Annotated in this window: 14 protein-coding genes; 8 read left to right on the top strand and 6 right to left on the bottom strand. The window is 40.9% G+C overall.

Features of this window, described 5'->3' with window-relative positions; translation table 11 throughout:
* Nucleotides 1-88: 88 nt before the first annotated feature.
* From ACR5KR_RS28205 to ACR5KR_RS28220, 4 genes are all read left to right on the top strand, one after another.
* Nucleotides 89-517, top strand: a complete 429-nt coding sequence (locus ACR5KR_RS28205) for a hypothetical protein (RefSeq protein ID WP_448268795.1) — start codon at nucleotides 89-91, stop codon at nucleotides 515-517.
* Nucleotides 518-991: 474 nt separating this feature from the next.
* Nucleotides 992-2,539 (top strand): FAD-dependent oxidoreductase, encoded by a 1,548-nt coding sequence (locus tag ACR5KR_RS28210; RefSeq protein ID WP_448268796.1) that lies wholly within the window; start codon nucleotides 992-994, stop codon nucleotides 2,537-2,539.
* A gap of 23 nt (nucleotides 2,540-2,562) precedes the next feature.
* Entirely contained in the window at nucleotides 2,563-3,267 is a 705-nt protein-coding gene (locus tag ACR5KR_RS28215) for an actin-binding WH2 domain-containing protein (protein WP_322691306.1), read from the top strand.
* Nucleotides 3,268-3,309: 42 nt separating this feature from the next.
* Nucleotides 3,310-4,017, top strand: coding sequence for an actin-binding WH2 domain-containing protein (locus ACR5KR_RS28220; RefSeq protein WP_322710812.1), 708 nt, complete (start codon nucleotides 3,310-3,312; stop codon nucleotides 4,015-4,017).
* A 438-nt stretch (nucleotides 4,018-4,455) separates the two neighbouring features.
* On the opposite strand, the gene ACR5KR_RS28225 is transcribed toward ACR5KR_RS28220, so the two are convergent.
* Nucleotides 4,456-4,878: a lysozyme inhibitor LprI family protein gene (locus ACR5KR_RS28225; protein ID WP_445628539.1), complete on the bottom strand. Its 423-nt coding sequence runs from the start codon at nucleotides 4,876-4,878 to the stop codon at nucleotides 4,456-4,458.
* 80 nt (nucleotides 4,879-4,958) lie between these two features.
* Here ACR5KR_RS28225 and ACR5KR_RS28230 point away from each other — a divergent pair, with 80 nt between their 5' ends.
* Together ACR5KR_RS28230 and crtR are read left to right on the top strand one after the other, a co-directional pair.
* On the top strand, nucleotides 4,959-5,093 hold the full coding sequence (locus tag ACR5KR_RS28230; protein ID WP_445628540.1) for a hypothetical protein: 135 nt from the start codon (nucleotides 4,959-4,961) through the stop codon (nucleotides 5,091-5,093).
* Between the two features lie 547 nt (nucleotides 5,094-5,640).
* On the top strand, nucleotides 5,641-6,690 hold the full coding sequence (gene crtR, locus ACR5KR_RS28235) for a beta-carotene hydroxylase (RefSeq protein ID WP_448268797.1): 1,050 nt from the start codon (nucleotides 5,641-5,643) through the stop codon (nucleotides 6,688-6,690).
* 265 nt (nucleotides 6,691-6,955) lie between these two features.
* Here crtR and ACR5KR_RS28240 read toward each other — a convergent pair whose 3' ends face one another.
* Both ACR5KR_RS28240 and ACR5KR_RS28245 read right to left on the bottom strand, forming a co-directional pair.
* The gene (locus tag ACR5KR_RS28240) at nucleotides 6,956-7,882 is read right to left on the bottom strand and encodes a phosphodiester glycosidase family protein (RefSeq protein WP_448268799.1); all 927 of its coding nucleotides are present in this window, start codon (nucleotides 7,880-7,882) and stop codon (nucleotides 6,956-6,958) included.
* An 84-nt stretch (nucleotides 7,883-7,966) separates the two neighbouring features.
* Nucleotides 7,967-9,223: a DUF4912 domain-containing protein gene (locus ACR5KR_RS28245; protein ID WP_448268801.1), complete on the bottom strand. Its 1,257-nt coding sequence runs from the start codon at nucleotides 9,221-9,223 to the stop codon at nucleotides 7,967-7,969.
* Between the two features lie 652 nt (nucleotides 9,224-9,875).
* Between ACR5KR_RS28245 and ACR5KR_RS28250 the strand changes: the two genes are divergently transcribed.
* On the top strand, nucleotides 9,876-10,076 hold the full coding sequence (locus tag ACR5KR_RS28250) for a hypothetical protein (protein ID WP_335007072.1): 201 nt from the start codon (nucleotides 9,876-9,878) through the stop codon (nucleotides 10,074-10,076).
* A 282-nt stretch (nucleotides 10,077-10,358) separates the two neighbouring features.
* Here the strand turns inward: ACR5KR_RS28250 and ACR5KR_RS28255 are convergent, their stop codons facing one another.
* On the bottom strand, nucleotides 10,359-11,687 hold the full coding sequence (locus ACR5KR_RS28255) for an IS4 family transposase (RefSeq protein ID WP_448270096.1): 1,329 nt from the start codon (nucleotides 11,685-11,687) through the stop codon (nucleotides 10,359-10,361).
* A gap of 784 nt (nucleotides 11,688-12,471) precedes the next feature.
* Here ACR5KR_RS28255 and ACR5KR_RS28260 point away from each other — a divergent pair.
* The gene (locus ACR5KR_RS28260; protein WP_448268803.1) at nucleotides 12,472-17,922 is read left to right on the top strand and encodes a translocation/assembly module TamB domain-containing protein; all 5,451 of its coding nucleotides are present in this window, start codon (nucleotides 12,472-12,474) and stop codon (nucleotides 17,920-17,922) included.
* A gap of 385 nt (nucleotides 17,923-18,307) precedes the next feature.
* Here ACR5KR_RS28260 and ACR5KR_RS28265 read toward each other — a convergent pair whose 3' ends face one another.
* Nucleotides 18,308-19,237: a polysaccharide deacetylase family protein gene (locus ACR5KR_RS28265; protein WP_445628545.1), complete on the bottom strand. Its 930-nt coding sequence runs from the start codon at nucleotides 19,235-19,237 to the stop codon at nucleotides 18,308-18,310.
* A gap of 711 nt (nucleotides 19,238-19,948) precedes the next feature.
* Nucleotides 19,949-20,143 (bottom strand): 30S ribosomal protein S21, encoded by a 195-nt coding sequence (gene rpsU / locus ACR5KR_RS28270; protein ID WP_292717212.1) that lies wholly within the window; start codon nucleotides 20,141-20,143, stop codon nucleotides 19,949-19,951.
* Nucleotides 20,144-20,178 lie beyond the last annotated feature (35 nt).

Genomic DNA, 20,178 nt, shown 5'->3' on the forward strand with positions numbered 1-20,178 from the left:
TGTGGTAAATTCATACCATGATTAATTTGTATAGTGCATAAGTCTTATCTCAATATTTATGCAAAGGTGTCTTGATTCCATGAATCTAATGAACTTTAAAATCCAAAGCTTTTTTACGACGTTAATAATTGGTACTGTGTCAGCATTGACCATTGCAGACGCTATCTCTCAAAAGGTGAATGCCGAACCTGCGCCTTCTTGTAATAATGCAACCATAACAGGTAGCTATGGAATTAACTTCACTGGGACGTTTGCAGCAACACCTTTAGCTGAAGTTGGTTTCTACAAGTTTAATGGAACGGGAAGTTTTCAAGGAACAGTTGCTCAGAGCACTAACGGTACTATATCTACAAACAAGGCAGTATCAGGACTCTATAGTGTTAAACAAGATTGTACGGTGCTGATATATGGTGATGGTTCTTTAAGCGGTATTATTGTTGATGGAGGCAAAGAAATCTTTCTTATCCAAACTGATCCAGGTTCAGTAATTACTGGTACTTTGAAAAAAGTGAACTGATTTACTCCATTTGTCTCAACCCTTGAAATCAATCAGTTACCTGATTCACCGGATTCCGAGAAAGCAGATATTAAAGAATAGAAGAAAGAGTGCAAGGTGACAACCTAATTAGCTCTAAGAAGATGGTGGTGTCAAGCTAGTTGGGTTCATAGGGATGACTTCAGAAGCGTAGCGGTTAAAGTCCCTAACGTTGAAAGATATCCGCCAGGGATTGTAAATCCCTGTCTAATAGCAAAAGTCCATTATAAATGGACTAAATACAGAGACAAATAGATATGTGATTTTTAGAACTTTATTGCAGCATATCCATTATTTTCACTGGCAGATGCAAGATGTGAGTTAGCCTGTTGACTAACATTGAGGCTACAAGCCTAGCATCGTGGTTGACCACGCTTGTAGCTCTCCAAAAATAATATCGTATCTACTTTCTTCATTCTCAGGTAGTTTTGGAATGTAGAGTTGAATTTTTCCAAAATGTCTTTAACTGAAGAAATTCTTTCCCAATTACCCGGCGATGTTTTAAAAGGATTGCGCCAAGGCGATCGCATCTTAACATCTGTGCGTGAAAACTCCGCACCAGTACCAACGTTAGTTAAAGAAAGTCAACAGCTTTTAGGCGATACAGACTTCGATGTGCTAATCTGCGGTGGCACTTTGGGCATTTTAATTGGTTGCGCCTTGGCGGTGAAGGGGTTGCGGGTGGCGTTGCTGGAACGGGGTATTTTGCGGGGGAGGGAACAAGAATGGAATATTTCTCGCAAAGAATTAGATGTGTTTGTGGAATTGAACTTGCTAACTGAGGATGAATTAGCAAGTGCGATCGCCACTCAATATAACCCAGCGCGAGTTAGTTTTGCTGGCGGTACAGAAGTTTGGGTAGAGGATGTCTTGAATATCGGTGTAGATCCAGTTTATCTACTCGCTACCTTAAAAACCCGATTTCTCGCCGCCGGAGGAAAGTTGTTAGAAAACACACCCTTTACCGAAGCAGTGGTTCATCCCGACGGGGTGATGGTAAATAACCAATTCAAAACTCGCTTATTAATCGACGCGATGGGACATTTTTCACCCATCACCCAACAAGCACGCCAAGGCAAAAAACCAGATGCTTTATGCTTGGTTGTGGGAAGTTGCGCTCAAGGTTTTCCAGAAAATAACTCAGGCGATTTATTATTATCATTCACTGAGTTGCAAAATCAATGCCAGTACTTCTGGGAAGCCTTTCCAGCCAGGGATGGCAGAACCACTTACTTGTTTACCTACATGGATGCAGAACCTCAACGTTTGAGTTTAGAAGCTCTATTTGAGGAATATCTGCGTCTGTTACCAGAATATCAGGGAGTGGAGTTGAGCAAGCTGAAATTTCAGCGAGCGTTGTTTGGTTTCTTTCCCACCTATCGCCAAAGTCCGTTAAAAACCCCTTGGAATCGCATTCTCCCAGCCGGAGATAGCAGTGGTAGTCAATCTCCCTTAAGTTTTGGTGGTTTTGGGGCGATGGTGCGTCACCTGAAGCGTTTAACTTATGGCATCAAGGAAGCGCTAGAAACAGAACAATTATCTGCAAAAGCGTTAACACTGCTGCAACCTTATCAGCCAAGTTTGACTGTTACTTGGTTGTTTCAAAGGGCGATGAGTGTTGGTGTAAATCAGAAAATTGCCCCAGATCAAATTAACCAATTACTCTCAGCAGTATTTCAAGAAATGCAACAGTTGGGTACGCCAGTGCTAAAACCATTTTTACAAGATATAGTGCAATTTTCGGCATTAACGCAAACACTGTTAAAAACTGGTTTATATCATCCTCTATTAGTTGTCAAGATAATTCCACAAGTAGGTTTGGCAAGTTTGTTAGATTGGATGTTACATTACAGTAATTTAGGTGTATACACTGCCTTGTTTTCGCTAAGTCCAATGCTAGAAACGTGGATTAAGAATCAACCAAAAGAACAACAATATTATTGGCATCGTTTAATTGATGCTTGGAAGTATGGTTCTGGCGGTGATTACTCAGATGAAACTTAGTATTTTATCAGTGTGAGGATAACATGATTGAACGGAAATCATCAGGAATCAAATACTTTGCAGTGCTGATTGGATTCCTGCGCGATCGCCAAGGATTTCTAGAGGAAATTCGCCAAGGTACGAGATTACCAAATAAAATCATTTCGCTGCTAGTTTGCAGTTCTTTATTTATCGCTGCTTATGGCGGAATCATTGGTGCATACCATAGCTGGATGCAAGCTTTGTCTTCTGCCATTAAACTCCCAGCCCTTTATTTAATCACACTTTTGATTTGTATCCCGACGTTGTTCTTTGCCAACATTATTTTTGGTTCCAAACGGAGTTTTGCCCAGCATTTAGCATTAGTCTTAACTGCGGTTTCAGTCACCAGCGTACTTTTATTTAGCTTTGCTCCAATCACATTGTTTTTCTTAATTACCACCAATAATTACCAGTTTTTAATTCTGTTAAATGTCTTTATCTTTGCCATCACTGGATTTATTGGTGTTTCGTCTTTATATCAAGCCACGAGTTTAGTTTTAGAACAAGATAATGAAGGCAGTAAAACCCGCCAGAAAATTTTACAATTTTGGCTATTTCTTTACGCTTTTGTCGGCAGTCAGCTAGGATGGACTCTCAGACCATTTTTTGGCACACCTGGTTCTGTCTTTGAACTATTTCGCGAAAGAGAAGGTAATTTCTATTTAAGCGTGATTAAATCTCTTAGCTATCTCTTTGGATTCCGTTAATTATTCGTTAGCAATTACACAAAATATACAAACTAAAAAAATATGCTGAAAAAGCAAAATCGCGGAATTCAACAGTTTGGAGTTTTAGTTAATTTACTGCGCGATCGCCAGTCGTTCTTAGAAGAAATTCGTCAGGGAGTGCGATTACAAAATAAAATAACTTCTCTATTCGTATCTAGTTCCATTTTCTTTGCCCTTTATGGAGCAATTATCGGTGCATCCCACAGTTGGGCACAGGCATTATCTGGTGCTATTAAACTTCCGGTATTCTATTTAATCACACTGATTATTTGTTTCCCGACGTTATTCTTTTTTAATGTTTTGTTTGGTTCTCGGAGCAGTATTCTACAGCATTTCGTTGTATTACTCACATCTGTGTCAGTGATTAGCGTACTTTTATTTAGCTTGGCACCCGTGACGCTATTTTTTCTAATAACTACACCCGATTCTTATCAATTTTTTAAACTGCTGAATGTGTTCATTTTTGGTATTACAGGCATATTTGGCGTTAAATTCCTGTATGAAGGAATGCAATTACTTTCTCAACAAGATGAAGTTGGTAAAAAAACCCGCACCACTATTTTAAGATCCTGGTTATTGCTTTATGCCTTTGTTGGTATGCAATTGGGATGGTTTCTCAGACCGTTTTTTGGTGCCCCTGACTCTAAATTTGAGTTATTTCGGGCGGTGAAAGGCAATTTTTATTTAGATATTGTAGCGGCGATTTCCGAAATTTTAGGTTTGCGTTAATCTCAAAAAAAGATAATTACTCTAGTTTCCATTTCCTCGTTCCCAGGCTGCCGCCTGGGAATGCATTCATTGAGTCTCTGACTCAATAAACCTCTTGCACAAATGCAAATTTAAAAGTCCCTCTCCCAAGCCTGAAGCTACGGTGTATACACAAGTCAAATTACCCCCCTTAATCCCCCCTTTCCAAGGGGGGAAACAAGAAAATCTAGTTCCCTCCCCAATACATACGGGGAGGGTTAGGGTGGGGTAATTCGATAACTTGTGTGTACACCGTAGCCCTTTTATAAGGGGAGGGTTAGGGTGGGGTAAAACCAAGATTTATCAACTACTTGAGACTTGTGTATACACGGTAGAGCCTGGGAGAGAGATTTAGGGTGAGGACTTTAAATTCATGCAACAAATATAATCTCTAAAAGCTTCTTCTAACCTGCTTTCAGCTTAAGGGTCAGTTTTCAGATATTCTTGTAATTGTTGGGTACGCAGTTTTGTAGTATCTTCCAAACAACCAAAATAAATGCTAGAGGCAATACTTCCGCCCTCATATCTACTTCTTTCAAACTCACAATTGGTATCTCGAAACTTGATCCATGCTAGTTGTGCAGCAATCAATTTTTGTTTTCTAGGCCTTTCTAATGAAGATATCAATTGTTGATAAACCTGATTCAGTTTTTTATCTGCATTCTGATAAGACAACTTTGTACATTCATTAATTGCCGCTTGAGTTTGAGGATTATTGCAGTTGAGCTTTTGAACTAAGCGCATCTCAGATAAATCAGGCGTTGTGCCTGCTATTGTCATGGCGAGGGGATTTAAACTGCTGAGAGTTAGTATACTGGACAAAACTAGTAATAATTGACGCATAGCAAAATCTTTGTTCTTAAATAATATAGAAATTTGATCTTTTTGGTGGTCTCGAACTCAGAATCAGAGTAGAAAGTGGTATGCTCCACAAAGAAGTGTCATGGTTTGCACGAACCTTTGCTTATTCTGGCTACCAGTATCCAGCGATGGATTTTTGGTTAAAAGAAGAAGACAGCAAAACTGCATGGAATCGAAAGAGGATAAGCGATCGCTAGTATATATACTTATTGCATCATCCAGAGCCAGGGATGAAATTTTTATGTAAGCAAATAAAATATATATTTTTGTTAGAAGTATGATATTTGTGTCTAAAATATTTTTATTATACGTCAAATTCTGATAAAACTCTTGCATCGATCGTTAAAATAACTGTATTCTTTATATTGTTGAAAATTGCTTTTCACAAAAGCAATAACAAAGCACAATTTCAGCACATCGCAAAAAACATTGACTGGGCAAATCGATAAATGTCGATATCAAACCAAAATCTATGTATGCTGTTGTTGCTGGCATTATTGAGTAACAGGAGCAACTCTCAAAATGAAAAATCAAATATTTTGTTTATGCATGTAATGTAGCAAAAAATTCAAAAATTTTTACTATTCCCTATCTCTTACAGTCCATACCTAATTTGAATAGAGAAGAGTATTGGTTAAACTTTCAATCTTTTCATCTCTTTAATCGGGGCAAGAAATCTATTCTGTGCTGGCTGAGTTTGGGATTTAAAACTCATTTTATCAACGAATCACGACCAGGAAAATTATGACCTCTTTAGATCCTAATTTTTTTGACATCCCGGACAAAAGCCTAATCATCATCGACCCAGCCGTTGATGACTATAAAAAGCTAAATGGCAACAACTTGGAAGTCATCTTTAAAGACGTAGTAGATCCAGAAGTAATAACGGTAACTTCAAAAGCAGAAAAAATACTGAAAGCTCCACCAAAAGAATTGTTAGTACCTCCTGGTGATTTCAATCCTACACTACAACTGTTTTTTGCATCTGTGACAGTACTGGTGTCATCTCATTGCGGTTACTGGCTTTGGCAATGGCCAGACTGGCTGTGTTTTATTTCTAACACTATTGCTTTGCATTGTGCTGGAACTGTAATTCATGATGCTTGTCACCAATCTGCTCACCGCAATCGAGTCATTAATGCCATACTAGGGCATGGTAGCGCCCTGATGCTAGGGTTCGTTTTTCCAGTGTTTACACGAGTACATTTGCAGCATCATGCTCATGTCAACCATCCCAAAGATGACCCAGATCATTTTGTTTCTACAGGTGGGCCGCTATGGATGATTGCATTTCGATTCTTGTCCCATGAGGTGTTTTTCTTTCGACGGCGACTGTGGCGCAAATATGAGCTATGGGAATGGTTAATTAGCCGCTTAATTGTTGTTGCAATTTTTTATATCTCAGTTCAATATCATTTTTTAATGTACGTTCTCAATTTTTGGGTTGTACCTTCTGGTATAGTGGGATTAATACTGGGTTTGTTTTTTGATTATTTGCCCCATCGTCCTTTTGTTGAACGCGATCGCTGGAAAAATGCTCGTGTATACCCTAGCCCAATTCTTAACATCCTAATTTTAGGTCAGAACTACCATTTAATTCATCATTTATGGACTTGTATTCCTTGGTACAAATATCAGTCTACATACTATCTAATGAAGCCTTTGTTAGATGAAAAAGGCTGTTATCAAACTTCAGGGTTACTACAAAAGAAAGACTTTTTAGAGTTTATTTACGATATCTTTGTCGGAATTCGCTTTTCTCATCAAAAAACTAAAAATCAAGATGAATCATAAAGTCGTAAATAAGCATTCTATTTCGTATCTCGTTCCCATGCAGAGCATGGGAATGCCCTCGTTGAGGCTCTGCCTCCAGCCTGGAATTGAGTCAGAGACTCAATGAATGCATTCCCAGTCTCCGACTGGGAACGAGGGAAAATATTTGTAGAGACGGCGATTTATCGCGTCTCAAAAACCTGAACCCTATTGTATTAAACACGAATCACCCCTCCCCACCAAAGCATCGGGGAGGGCTGCAATAACTCTGGGAATTATAACTATTTTATTTTTTGTAAATCAAAAAAACTGAACCAATCGGCCCAAGGTTTTCTACATAAGTTTTCTGGTTGTAATACAATCCTGGAGACATACCTCCATCAAATAAAATCCCTTCTTGTATCTTACCTAAACAGTTATTGCTAGCAATACCTTCTAAGACATTATCAAACATATCTGGCAGTAACTCTTGATTAAGTTGTGATAATTCAATTTTAGAATCAGCTTTCAAGTCATTAACTAATAAGATTACATAGCCTTGATTCGTGATAGCTGCCAAAGAGCGATTAGTTGCATTTTTACAAGCAAATTCTCCCAAATCTTGACAAATATCTTTAAATTTACCCTGACGATAGAATCTGCCATTACCGCCCACTAAATTATAATTGAGAATATCGTTCGTTCTTCTGCCAGTTTGAATAGTAGCCTGTCGCTGCTGGGGTGTACCTCCTGATATCCCAAAGGAAGAACGTTTATTTTTAAATGCTCCTGAATACTCTACGCCACGAGAAATATTTAAGCCTTGGGGTTTATCTTCAGTATCTATATAGTCGGCATTAATTGCAGCAATGGGTAGCTGTCCGTTTAATTTGGCATTTTCATCAGCGATGAGTTCATGAAACTGTTTTGCTACATATTCTTTACGCAGTTTCCCTCTACTATCTTTGGCGTAAAGTTTATGAGATAGACCAACATTAACTTTAAAATCTAATTCTGCTGATTTGGGATTAAAAATAATTACATTGTTAATACCTTTAGGATTTTTTTTACCTTGATTATTGGTTTTAAAAAAATCAATACTAAACTTGGCATCTTTGCCAGGGCAACTTTTAGACGCTTTTGGGACTAAATTTGCTTCCATCTTTTGACAACCTGATAATAAGCTTGCACTAATTATCAAGATAAATAACAAAAATAATTTTCTTGGAGACATAATAATACAAAAAAACCGCTACAGAATTACTATAGCGGTGAATAATTTAAAATTTCAGTTTGGAGTCAATCTCAGAACCAAAACTTAAGAGAACCATTCTAAGACAGCTTCTTCTTTAGTGTTAGTATTTCGAGATGGTGTCTCACGGTTAAATTTCATTTGAATCGAGCGGGTTTGCTCGCCATCAGCAGCTACAGCCAAAATTGGGTAGTCAATTAAACCATCCTGGAAGGACATCTGGAAGCGGAATGTTCCATCTGGATTCAGCTTAATTGGACGGCCACCAATAGTTACATTAGCATCGGGTTCGGTTGCACCGTAGACTATCAACTCAGCATCGGCAATTAACCAGAACTTGCGCGGACGCACTGGTACGGCGGAAGCCGAGAAGCCAACACCTGACATACCTGCACCGGAAGCGGTTAAGCCAGACACGGTAGGAGTTGCCCACAGACCTACACCAGATGGGAAAATGTAGGAGCTAATAGCTTGTTCGGGACGCGCTGCACCTTGTTGGGAGCCGAAGATAGAACCAGCAACCCGTAGTGCTTCGGCAGATTCTGCTAAACCAAATATTTCGTCGTAGATGGGGTTGCTGCCATTCACAGCATTACCAACATTACCATTGGCGGTAGCTGCAACCTTCTTGGCAGGGGGAACTAGTTCGTACTGAGTTTTGCCACGTAAATCTTCTTCAAAATTGACAGTGATGAAGACATCCTCAATCCAGTCAGAAGGATAGACGGGAGGAATGTGTACTTTACTAGAACGAGCTAGTACTAACCAGCGACCATCAGCAGCACGATAGCCGATATCGATTATATAATCGCGATCGCTAACTGGAACTGGTAGATACCATTCTCTAGCTAGTTCATCAGCGGGATATTCTTGAATGCTATGTGGGCTTTGGTATTCGATATCGATGTCGGTGACATCATAAATCCGTAGTGCCAATTGTTGTCCACCTTGCCGACGCAGTTCCTCTTTGTGTTCATTGGGAACATCCCAGTAAGTGTAAGCCCATTGAGGATCGCGCGGTAAGAGTACAATCCGGCTTTCACCATAGCCAGAGGGCAAATCTGCGAGTCCTTCATCAACATCAGCCAAAGATCCGCCAGTACGATCTTCCTGACCTAATTCAAACTTTGCAGCTTCCACGGTTTCTTGTGCCTCCAATGAACGAGATGGACTGAGTAAGTTTTTGCTACGCTGGACTTCTTGTATTGATGTCAGCAGTTGTGATTTACGCATTCGGCTATAGCGAGAGATGCTATATTCGCTAGCAACTTTGCGTAGTTGGCGTAAGGTCATCTCCTCTAGTGGCGGGCGTTCTTTTGCCATTAATTTGGCCTCCAGTAGTTTAAGCGGTAAATGATTTCCCCTGGTTAAAGAATGCTATGTAAAATCTCATCCATTCCAGATGAATTTCTTATTCCTGACTCCTGGTTTTGCCCAGTTTTTAAGTTTTTTAATCTGTTTTTAAATTGAGCCAACATCCTTTCAATTCCTCATGATGCCAAAATTAGCATTTCTTTGGGATCGGAGGATTTCTATTTGTTAAGTCTATATTAACCACTAAGCATATCTAGGGATCAAGGGGTCATAAGTAGGTTTTTTGCCTGTTTCACGAATTTATCAGCCCTTCTGGGATCTTATTGTCATGAAATCATGATAATTTGGGCAATCTAGGTGTTTAGTAACGAATACAATGTCAAGTTTTCATGACATTTATTTCTGGGTTAGCCAAAAACCCCAATTCTTGAAGAAGAATTCAGAAGTCAGAATTTAAAAGCAAAGCCAAAGACGCTGCACTATCAACTCTTTCGTTCAAAATACCCAACTGATTTCTGGTGACTGACGCCAATATTGCTGTTTCGTTAAGCGATCGCCTTTCTCACCCACTATGATGTGAAATTAAGTCCCAAGATAGTGTGTAGCCCACCATAGAAGAACTTAAGCTTGGCATATAAGTTTAGGGTTTAAGGAAAGAGTTATGAATAAGGAAACAGTTCCTAGTCAAGCTGAAAAGTCTAATCCAGAAGGCGATCCATCACAATTAAGTCCAGAGGTTTTGGACAAAATCAAACACCCTGCGAGAATAGACGATGTTATTCGAGAGCAATCACCAGAAGAACGTAGAAGTAACCCAGCTTTAGTACCAGAAATGATTGACGATCCATCTGATAATGATTGATTAAGTTTGTAAAACAGTAATCGAAAAGCTTAGATTCGCTACTTCTCTACACAAGTAGCGAATCTTGTTAGTAATTTGTTGCTATTCAAGATTATGTAGTTATTCGCTATATATTTCCGGCGTGTTGATGTCTAATAGCACAGCCTGAGTATCAAATTTAACTTGATAAATTCCTGGATAAAATTATTTGATAAGTTGGGGTAAACCTAAGAGGATGTTTGAAAAGTCATGATTGATGTATAAAATATTTTTTACCCCACCCTAACCCTCCCCTTTGCAAGGCTACGGTGTACACACAAGTTTGCCCAGAGCGAGCTTCCAGCCAAAAAAGGTGGATTCAAATTGCTCAAGTCCGCGGCTCAAAGTAGTAATACCGGGAGGTTTTTGGGATTTGTAACCAGACCAACCACCAAGCCGAGCGATAATCCAAGTCGCCCAAGCAAGAGTTGAAGGAGGATAGGGATTTTGTTGCAGTCGAGTTTTACCTTCTAAAGTAGGAGCAATAGTAGATAAATATTGCTGTTGCTCATGAGAAAAAGCAATATTTGCCGGTAAATCAGGATGATCCCGTCCACCAATCAGTTGTAAAATTCGCACAGCAACAGACAAGGCTAATATAGTTAATCGTTGAATGGCGGTAACCGACTCTAATTGGGTGGCTTCGAGATTTAATCCGGCAGTTTTGAGTGTGGCAAACAGTTGTTCAATTCGCCATCGCCATGTGTACCATCGAATCACCTGTAGTGCTTGTTCTAAACAAACGACTTGGTGGGTAGTGAGTAATCGCCAATGAATCGGTGCTTGACCTGATGGTGGGTTGACTTCAACTGCTTCCACTGCGTAAAGTGTCACACTAGGGGGATAATCTTGCCCATTCAACTTATCTGGACGTTGAATTTTCACTACCGCACGGCGAACAATTAATAATGCCTCCCTTGCTGTTCTACTTTGGCGTGCATCTGACGGCACATTGACTGTATAAGTACCCTCACTGGGCTGTTCATTTAAGTATGTATAAAGTGATTGGGTTTTTCCCACAAGGCGACGGTCAATGCGCGCTCTCACCAACACATGATTGTCTTGATTTGGGACTGTAGCAAATTCCTCATACATATCGCTTTCGCGGTCGGCGATGTGAGTCACTATTTTGGCATTGCCAATAGTTAAACATCTTTGCGTTTCTTCGGCAGAACGTAGCCACTTGTATGATTCTTTCTTTTCTATTGGTAATCGGCTGTAATTGCGCTCATGCTTATCCTGATGGTTAATATCTCTCGTCCACAGTTGTACTGTACTTATCCCCAAGGGAAATCCATTTGCTGCATCTAATACTAGTGTTGGATGAATATAAAATCCTACATCCGTGTTGTTTCCGACTACACCGACACCCTTTGCTTTCAACCTGCCTACATGAGACTGCAAGTTAATTTCGCTTGTATCACTGATAGCTAATATATGCTTTCCTTCTACATGAGTTACGCATTCGTCTGATAGGCTTCGCACTAATTCCCCTACTGTCACATTCTCATTCTCCAAAAACCGATAGTATCCTACTTGTTCGGCTCTATTTTTACTTATTTGGCGAATGCTCACTGATTGATTTTTTCCCAAAGCTTCGTACAATGCTGCCCCCTTTTAGAGAGTCGCGGGTCTCCAAATGCTTTTCCCTCAACTGCTTGCGCGTGTCTTTTGATTGGATTTTCCATCACCTTTTTCTCCCCACAACTCCTTCCCTTATTACTTTACTTGGACTTGTGTGTACACCGTAGCCTAAAAGGAGAGGGAACTAAATTTGTTTTTTCCCCAATATATCGGGGGGATTGAGGGGGGTAATAATTCGATTAACACTACCAGTTTTCAAACATCCTCTAAGCTTTATTCATAGATATTTTGTAAGTGTGTTCGCAGATACATTTGCCTCCTGAATAATGGAAGGCTAAATCATCATTGTCATCTATACTAAGTTAGATTCTGGAAAGTTAAAGGTTATAACCAGAGTCGTATATACAGGAGCGGTTATAAAGTCAGTTAATAAAAAATTACTGACTTGGTGAAAGATAATATCTATACCAATTCTTTTGAAGATGCACATAATATTCTAAATAATGTTCCTAATACCAGCAAAGTTTCCAAATCTCAAAACGAACAAAACTAACGTCTGGTGAAAAATTATTAATCGAAATAAATTCAGGAATTAGACAAAATCAGGAAATAACATAGACGCACCGCAAATGCGTCTTATTGGCGTAGCCTCTCCTCGAAAATACAAGCAGCTTGCCACAAAGTTCTTGCGTAAGTCCTGATATTGTGAAACCATAAATTGTAACTTGCTGATAGAACTAATTAATTTGTCTCTAGCCTCACTCCAGAAAAATTACTGGTAGTAATAACAATCATGACGCGATCGCCAAATTCAGAAAACAATCAGGAACCATCTAATCGTCGTCTATGGCTCCTGCTTTTAGGACGTACCAGTTTGGCTCTGGGTGGGGTTTTACTAGTTGGAATTATAGTTGGTGCTTGGTGGGCTAGAAACTATGTATATAAAGATTTAGCACCGTTAGTACAGCAAAATCTTGAGCAATTGCTGGGGCGTCCAGTAAAAGTTGGGAACGTTGAACGTTTTTCGCTTTCTAGTCTGAGATTTAGCTCTCTATCGATACCAGCAACTCCCAACGATGCAGATCGGGTGGTAGCAAAAGCTTTGGATGTGCAGTTCTCGCCGTTGCAACTCCTCCTTACCCGAAAACTGGTATTAGATGTCACGTTAGTTCAACCCAATGTCTACATTCAACAAGATAAAGATGGTCGTTGGGTGACAGCCCAAGTTAAGGCTGGGGAAGGAAAAGGTTTTATTCAAACTGAGTTGCAGTCACTTCAAATTCAAGATGGCAATATAGAGTTGATGCCATTCGCCGCACCGACTAAACCGAAAGGCTCAGTCATATTAGATCGAGTTGGTGGTATTGCCCGATTTTCCGATCAAAATCAAAGGATCGGTTATGACTTCAATACTCAATTCACTAGGGGAGGCGCTGCTAAAATTGTTGGCGAAACCCAAGTAAAAGCTCAACAAACTAACCTGCAACTTTCAGCCCAAAATTTACAAGCATCCGATATCACTCGATTAATTCAGTTACCCATCGCGCTGCAAGCAGGATATTTAAATGCTGACTTAGGGGTTCAGATTCCCCCCAAACTTTCAGACATCGCAATTACGGGAACAGCTACAGCTAATCAAGTCACCGCTAAAATTCAAAATCTTCCTCAGCCAATTTCTAATTTTAATGGGAAATTTCTATTTCAAGGTCAGACAGTTACTTTAGATAATCTGAGTACGAACTTTGGCAAAGTTCCCATTCTCGCTAATGGAACAATTAATACTCAAACAGGTTTTAATGTTTCTGCTCAGATAAAACCTGTTACTGCGAAAAATATCTTAGATACATTAAAAGTAAATTCGTCAGTCCCAGCTAGTGGCGAAATTCAGGCAAAAATTCAGGTAGGCGGCGCACTTGAGCAACCAGTAGTCAGCGGTACAGTAAGTAACACTAAACCAATTCAAGTTGACCGCATTCAATTTAATACCATCAACACTGATTTTCGCTTGAATGCATCCAAAACTGCATCTCAACTTACTGTCTCTAATCTGAAAATAGTCCCCGCAGCTGGCGGTCAAATTATCGGCGGCGGTCAAGCTAATTTGGGAACCAAAGATGGGGTAATATTTAATGCTCAAGCTGATGGAATATCAGGAGATATACTAGCAAAAAGTTATGGCGTTACTCTACCGATCGCAGTGGGGAATGTTTCAGCAAAAGCTCAAATTTCTGGCTCACTTCGCAAACAGCCTTTGAAACTTGATGTTTCTAGTGTTCAGATAACGCCACCAGCCGGGGGAGAAATCACAGCCAATGGTCAAATTCAACTCGCTCCCCAAGGTCAGGTAGGCGTAGATATTCAAGCTCAAGGTATTCCCGGAAATGCGATCGCTCAAGGTTACGGCATTTCAACTCCCATTAATGTTGGTGGTATATCTGCGAACGCGAAAATTTCTGGTTCTCTGGGTACACCGTTAAACGTCAACGTTTCTCGCGTTCAAGCAAATCCAGATGTGGGAGGGCAAGTAACAGCTAGCGGACGAGTTCAGCTTGCACCTCAAGGTAGGATAGCGTTGAATGTGCAAGCAAAAAATATACCAGGAGATGCGATCGCCAAAGCCTACAATTCCTCACCCTCCATTACCATTGGGAATGTCTCGGCAAATGCTGATATTTCCGGCACTCTGAGCAATTTGCAAACAGTCGCGCGCGTGCAAGCGCCTAAAGCTACCTATCCCACTACCGGACGAGTTGTTGTTACCAAACAGGGAGAGAATATCGTCTTTCCCGATGCGGTTGTGAACGTCGCAGGTGGGACAATCACAGCTCAAGGTCAACTTGCACAACAACGCTGGCAAGGAGTTGTCAAAACTTCTCGAATTCAACTCAACCGTTTCTCACCGCAACTGCGAGGACGGCTAAATAGCAATATTCAGTTAGCAGGTACAACCCAATCTTTCCAGCTTGCGGATATTCGTGCCGCCGGACAAATCAGCCTTCCCCAAGGAGTAGCGCAGCTGGCAAAACCGCTGACTGCAAGATTTCAGTGGAATGGACAGCAGATTATCGTTGAAAACGCAAGTACCTCAGGATTTAGTGCTAATGGTGCGATCGCTATTCAGTCTCCCTCAACTGGCGCACCTCAAATTGCCGGATTTGATTTAAATGTACTGGCACAGAATTTCAACTTACAAAATACTGGCTTTAAAGTTCCTGGGGACGTAGCAATAGCAGGGCGACTTGATTTTAATGGAAAAGTTACAGGCACTCCAGATGTGCCGCAAGCTAATGGCAATATCCGGTTGCGGAATTTCAATGTCAGTAACTTAGCATTTGACCGACTTTTAACCGGAAATGTGAATTTTCAAGGCGGACAAGGAGGAAGTCTGCGACTAGCTGGAAAACAAGATCGGATTGCCCTTAACTTAGGTGCAGATTATCGTCCCACTTCATTTTTAGTTAAACGCGATGAGGCAGTTACTACAGGTAGAACTGAGGGAGATAACTTGATAATTAACGCCCAACAGTTTCCCATCGCTCTGGTTGGCGGCTTTTTACCTAACAATCAATTGAAACCACTGGGGGGGCAACTATCGGGTAATTTAGTTGTGAATCTGAATAATTATGCCATTGCGGGAGATGTGGCGATCGCAGCGCCTCGTGTTGCCAGAGTTGCAGCCGATGAATTTCGCGGCAGCATCAATTATGCCGATGGTACTGCTAGCTTGGCTAACGGTCAATTGCTGATTGGAGGTAGCAACATTGCTCTCAGTGGCAATGTGCAAGCAGGGAATGACCCGCAATTTCAATTCCAAGCTAATTTTGCCCAAGCTAATATCCAGAGACTTTTACAAGCGTTTAATATCTTTGACTTTAAAGACCTTAGTACTGGGTTGCAGCCTCCGACGTTAGCTGGTGCAGAAGCACTGGAAACTGAGCCTGTTAGCTTGCCGAATGCAGATTTGAAAACACAGTTAGCATACTTCTCGAATATTACCACAGCACTAGCAAAAGAACAGCAAGCTGAAACAAAACAAGCCGCATCTTTACCCAGCCTTGCAGAATTAACAGGTGCTTTAAGCGGAGCAATTACAGCCAATGGCTCGTTAAAATCTGGGTTGAATGTTGGCTTTAATTTTCAAGGTGCTAACTGGCAATGGGGTAATTATTCCATCAATCCAGTCGTTGCTCAAGGCACTTTCGCCGATGGTATCGTCACCCTTTCACCCTTGAGTGTGGGGATCGATCGAGGACTAGTGTCGTTTTCAGGGCAGTTAGGAACCGATCAACTATCTGGAAAATTGAATGTAGCCAGTCTGCCCTTATCACTTTTAGAACCTTTTATCGAAAAATACCCCGTAGATATCACTGGTAATGTAAATGCTGATGCCACTTTAGCAGGTAGTTTGCAAGACCCCAGAGTTCAAGGAAAAGTGGCGCTAGCGAATGCGACCCTTAACAAACAACCCGTACAAACAGGACAAGTGAACTTTGATTACAACAACGCTCGCTTGAATTTTGATAGTACCTTACTCGTGACAGGAACGCAGCCAGTTGCCATTACAGGTAGCGTACCTGCTCCTTTGCCTTTTGCCAAAGTGCAACCTGATAGCAATCAAATCAACATCGACGCCAATGTGCAAAATGAAGGATTGGCACTGTTAAATCTGTTGACCAACAATCAAGTCGCTTGGGTAGACGGTCAAGGAAAAGTAGATTTAAATGTTCGAGGTACTTTAACCGAACCAATTATTAACGGAAATGCCACATTTAATAATGCTACCTTTAGCGCTCAAGCCTTATCCGATCCTCTCACGAATGTCACAGGAACAGCACAATTTAATGGTAGTACGGTAAGCGTTGAAAATATCCAAGGTAATTACAATCAAGGGCAAGTAACTGCATCAGGTATCTTGCCAATTTTTGATGCTCAACAAGCCGCAGCGAATCCCTTAACAGTATCAATAGCAGACAAACTCAACTTTAAGCTTGCAGGACTGTATGAAGGTGGTGTTGGTGGCGATGTCGTGATTCGCGGCACAGCCTTAAAACCTGTAATTGGTGGAGAGATTCAACTGAGTGATGGTCAGGTAATTATTGGCAACTCGCCTACTACGGCAAAAAAATCAGCAGCTACAGCAGAGTCTAACACTAAAGTCATAAATCTAGATAGACAACAAGTTAACCAAGTTAACCCTAACGCCACACCAACAGCAGAGAATAACGCTAACCCAGTAGCTACAGTGGACGGAAGCACTAACCCAGTGGTTACAGTGGATGGAAGCACTAACCCAGTGGCGACAGCAGACACAAGCACTAGCGCCGCAACTCCACCCAATTTACCTGTAGAGTTTGCAGATTTAAAGTTGATTTTAGGCAAAGATATTCGGGTTGCAACTCAGTCCCTACTCAGCTTTGTACCAGGAGGAGCGGCATTAAGTCAGCCCCTATTGAGGTTTGACGCAACAGGCGACTTGACCATTAATGGTACATTAGCCAAACCGCTTCCTCAAGGAGTCATTCGTTTGACAGGAGGACGACTCAGCTTATTTTCTACTGAGTTTACCTTGGCGCGGGGCTATGAACAAACTGCGCGGTTTACTCCAAGTCAAGGACTTGACCCGACTTTGGATGTCCGACTGACGGCAATTGTGCCGGAAGCATCAGCAAGGAACACTCAAACTTTGGAATCACCATTGTCTTCTGAAGTCAGTGATGTTTCTGTAAACAACTTTGGGACTTTACGTAGCGTTACCGTTCAAGCGAGGGTGAACGGGCCAGCTAGTAAATTGGGTGAGAATCTAGAACTGACGAGCGAACCTAGCCGTAGTAAGGGAGAAATAGTTGCTTTGCTAGGTGGCTCAATTCTGGGTTCTTTCGGTCAACAAGCAGATGCAGGCCAAGGGCTAACTAATTTCGCTAGTTCTACCATTTTAGGTAGTTTACAAGGAACTATCACTGCGATCGGACAGGCTGTTGGTTTCAGTGAATTTCGGATATTTCCGACTCCATCTATTAATAATGACGAATCAAAAACATCAAGAACTTCAATTCTTAATTTATCAGCGGAAGGTGTGTTTGATATTAATAAAAATTTCTCTGCCTCTTTATCACGCGCTCTTTCTAGCGATGACTCTTTCCGTTTCAATGTCCTCTATCGAGTCAATGACGAAATTCTGATGCGAGGCTCAACTGATGTGGGGGATGATAATCAACTTCAAGTTGAGTATGAAACTCGATTTTAGATTGCTGTATTAGCATTGTCAGCCGACACAATCGCATTGCTGGCCAATAAACTAACTAATTACCTGGACAGGATATCACTCAATACTGTTTGGTCAAGGCAAGAGACGCGATGAATCGCTTTTGTAGAGACGGCGATTTATCGCGTCTTTGACGAGCAATAATTTTCATCAAAAAACCTTAACCGAACCGTATTGGGATATCATATCAAGTCCGGCTAATTAGTTATGATTCCCGAATCTATGCAAAAACCCAAAAACCCTTCTCCTCTGCCCCTCTGCCCCTCGGTCACTGAGCGTTGGTCATTGAGCGTAGCCGAAATGAGCCGAAGTGCTGCCCCCCTGCCCCTCTGCTGCCTTAATGATAAGTCTTTGACCGGACATGATATCACTGATGATTAAGTTGTTGGTTTGGATGTTCTTGATTTGTTACGGGTGATGCTGCTGTCTCCACACTTTTTTCTTGAGCTTGTATTTCCAGTAGTTGGGGAATCGTCACAAATCTATAGCCTTGGGCTTTTAAACCTGCGATCATTTCTGGTAAAGCCTTGACAGATTTGGAACGGTTGCCACCCCCATCGTGCAACAGTACAATTGCACCGGGTTTTGCATATTTCAGCACATTTTTAACCAGCCCTGGAACTTGAGGCGAATGACGTTCAGCATCTCCCGATTGTTCTGACCACATCATGACAGCATATTTCTCGTTTTTGGCATATTCGGCTAGCCCATTGTTCAGAAAACCCCCAGGAGGACGAAATAGAGTAGTTTTCTCTCCAGTAGTCTTGTAGATAATTTCTGCTGTACGATCGATTTCACTAGCCGCAGTAGCTAAGTCCATGTGGCGATACCAATGATGCCATGTGTGATTACCAATTATGTGACCATCAGCAGCCACTTGCTTGGCAACTTGAGGAAAATATTTCACCATTTCCCCGATCATGAAGAATGTGGCTTTTATATCATTTTTCTTCAAGATTTCTAAAATCTGTGCCGTATTTTTGGGGCTGGGGCCATCATCAAAAGTTAGGGCAATAACTTTCTCATTCGGTTTTAGTTTCCCTTGATATACGATTGCTCCCTGAAATGCCTTTGGCAGTTCATTTATCTGGTCTGTGACTGGATTTATATTCTGTGCATCTGCACTCATCAGCTTGTTGTGACTCGCTTTAGCATTCTCGCTTTTTGGCTTGAGAATTCCCAACAAATGCTCAAATCCGCTTGTGGTTAAAAGCAAGCTGATACCTAAACTACTAGCACTAGTAACCAATGTAACAAATATTATTTTCAGTAATAAAGATAATTTACGACTAGACACATTAAATCTCCTCAAATATTAGTTATTGGGGATTGGTTTCTCCCTGATGTTCCCATACGTTATATCATGTCCGCGTGATTACTTATTAAACTGGAATTACCCGGACTTGATATTATTTCTAGGCTGTTGTAATTAATATATCTACTGCTGAAAGAAAAAAGAAAACAATAAAATACCTTGAAACATTCCAGCGAAAGGATGTCTCAATTTTGTTAGTACTAATTTGCTACCCTTGTTACACTGAATAAAATAATACTCAGTAAATTTAGCTGACCAGTAGAGCCAGCAATGATAGCAGTATAACCGTAACCTGGAGAAATGCTAGGTAATCGTTATATCATGTCCGGATAATCGCTTACGATAAAAGTAGTGAGTGCGAAGATGAGTAATATCATGTCCGGTTAATTAGTTAGAATTCCTGTAATCTATGCAGAAACGGGAAAACCCTCTTTCCCGCAGCTAAGAAGTTCCCAGCAAGAACTGTGGTCTTAATTATAAGTCTTTCACCGGACACGATATTAGTTAAGGGCGCATAGCTAGCTGTAAGCCCATACTTCACGCAACTGAAAACATGTATAATTCAGTAGCGCCGAAAGCCAATACAGCGATTCTACGAACAGTGTTGTTTATCGATTGATGTATGCTAATTACTGACAACAATGAAGAGATGTTGGCTAGATGTCAAATCGAAGGGCAAATTTGCTTGGACTTTTAACTGAAGCGAGAACGTTGTTGACGACGTTGTTTGTGCCTAGCAATTGCTTTACGCTTCTCTTTTTCTATCGGCGTCTCAAAGTGACGCTTTTTTCTCATATCTTGGAAAATTCCTGCTTTAGAAACTTCCCGTTTAAATCTTCTCAAGGCTGATTCAATACCTTCATTCTCTCCTAGAACTACTTGTGTCATTCTCATTCCTCCTTAATATGGATGAATAGTTCAAG

It is taken from the genome of Nostoc sp. DSM 114159 (assembly GCF_053470285.1).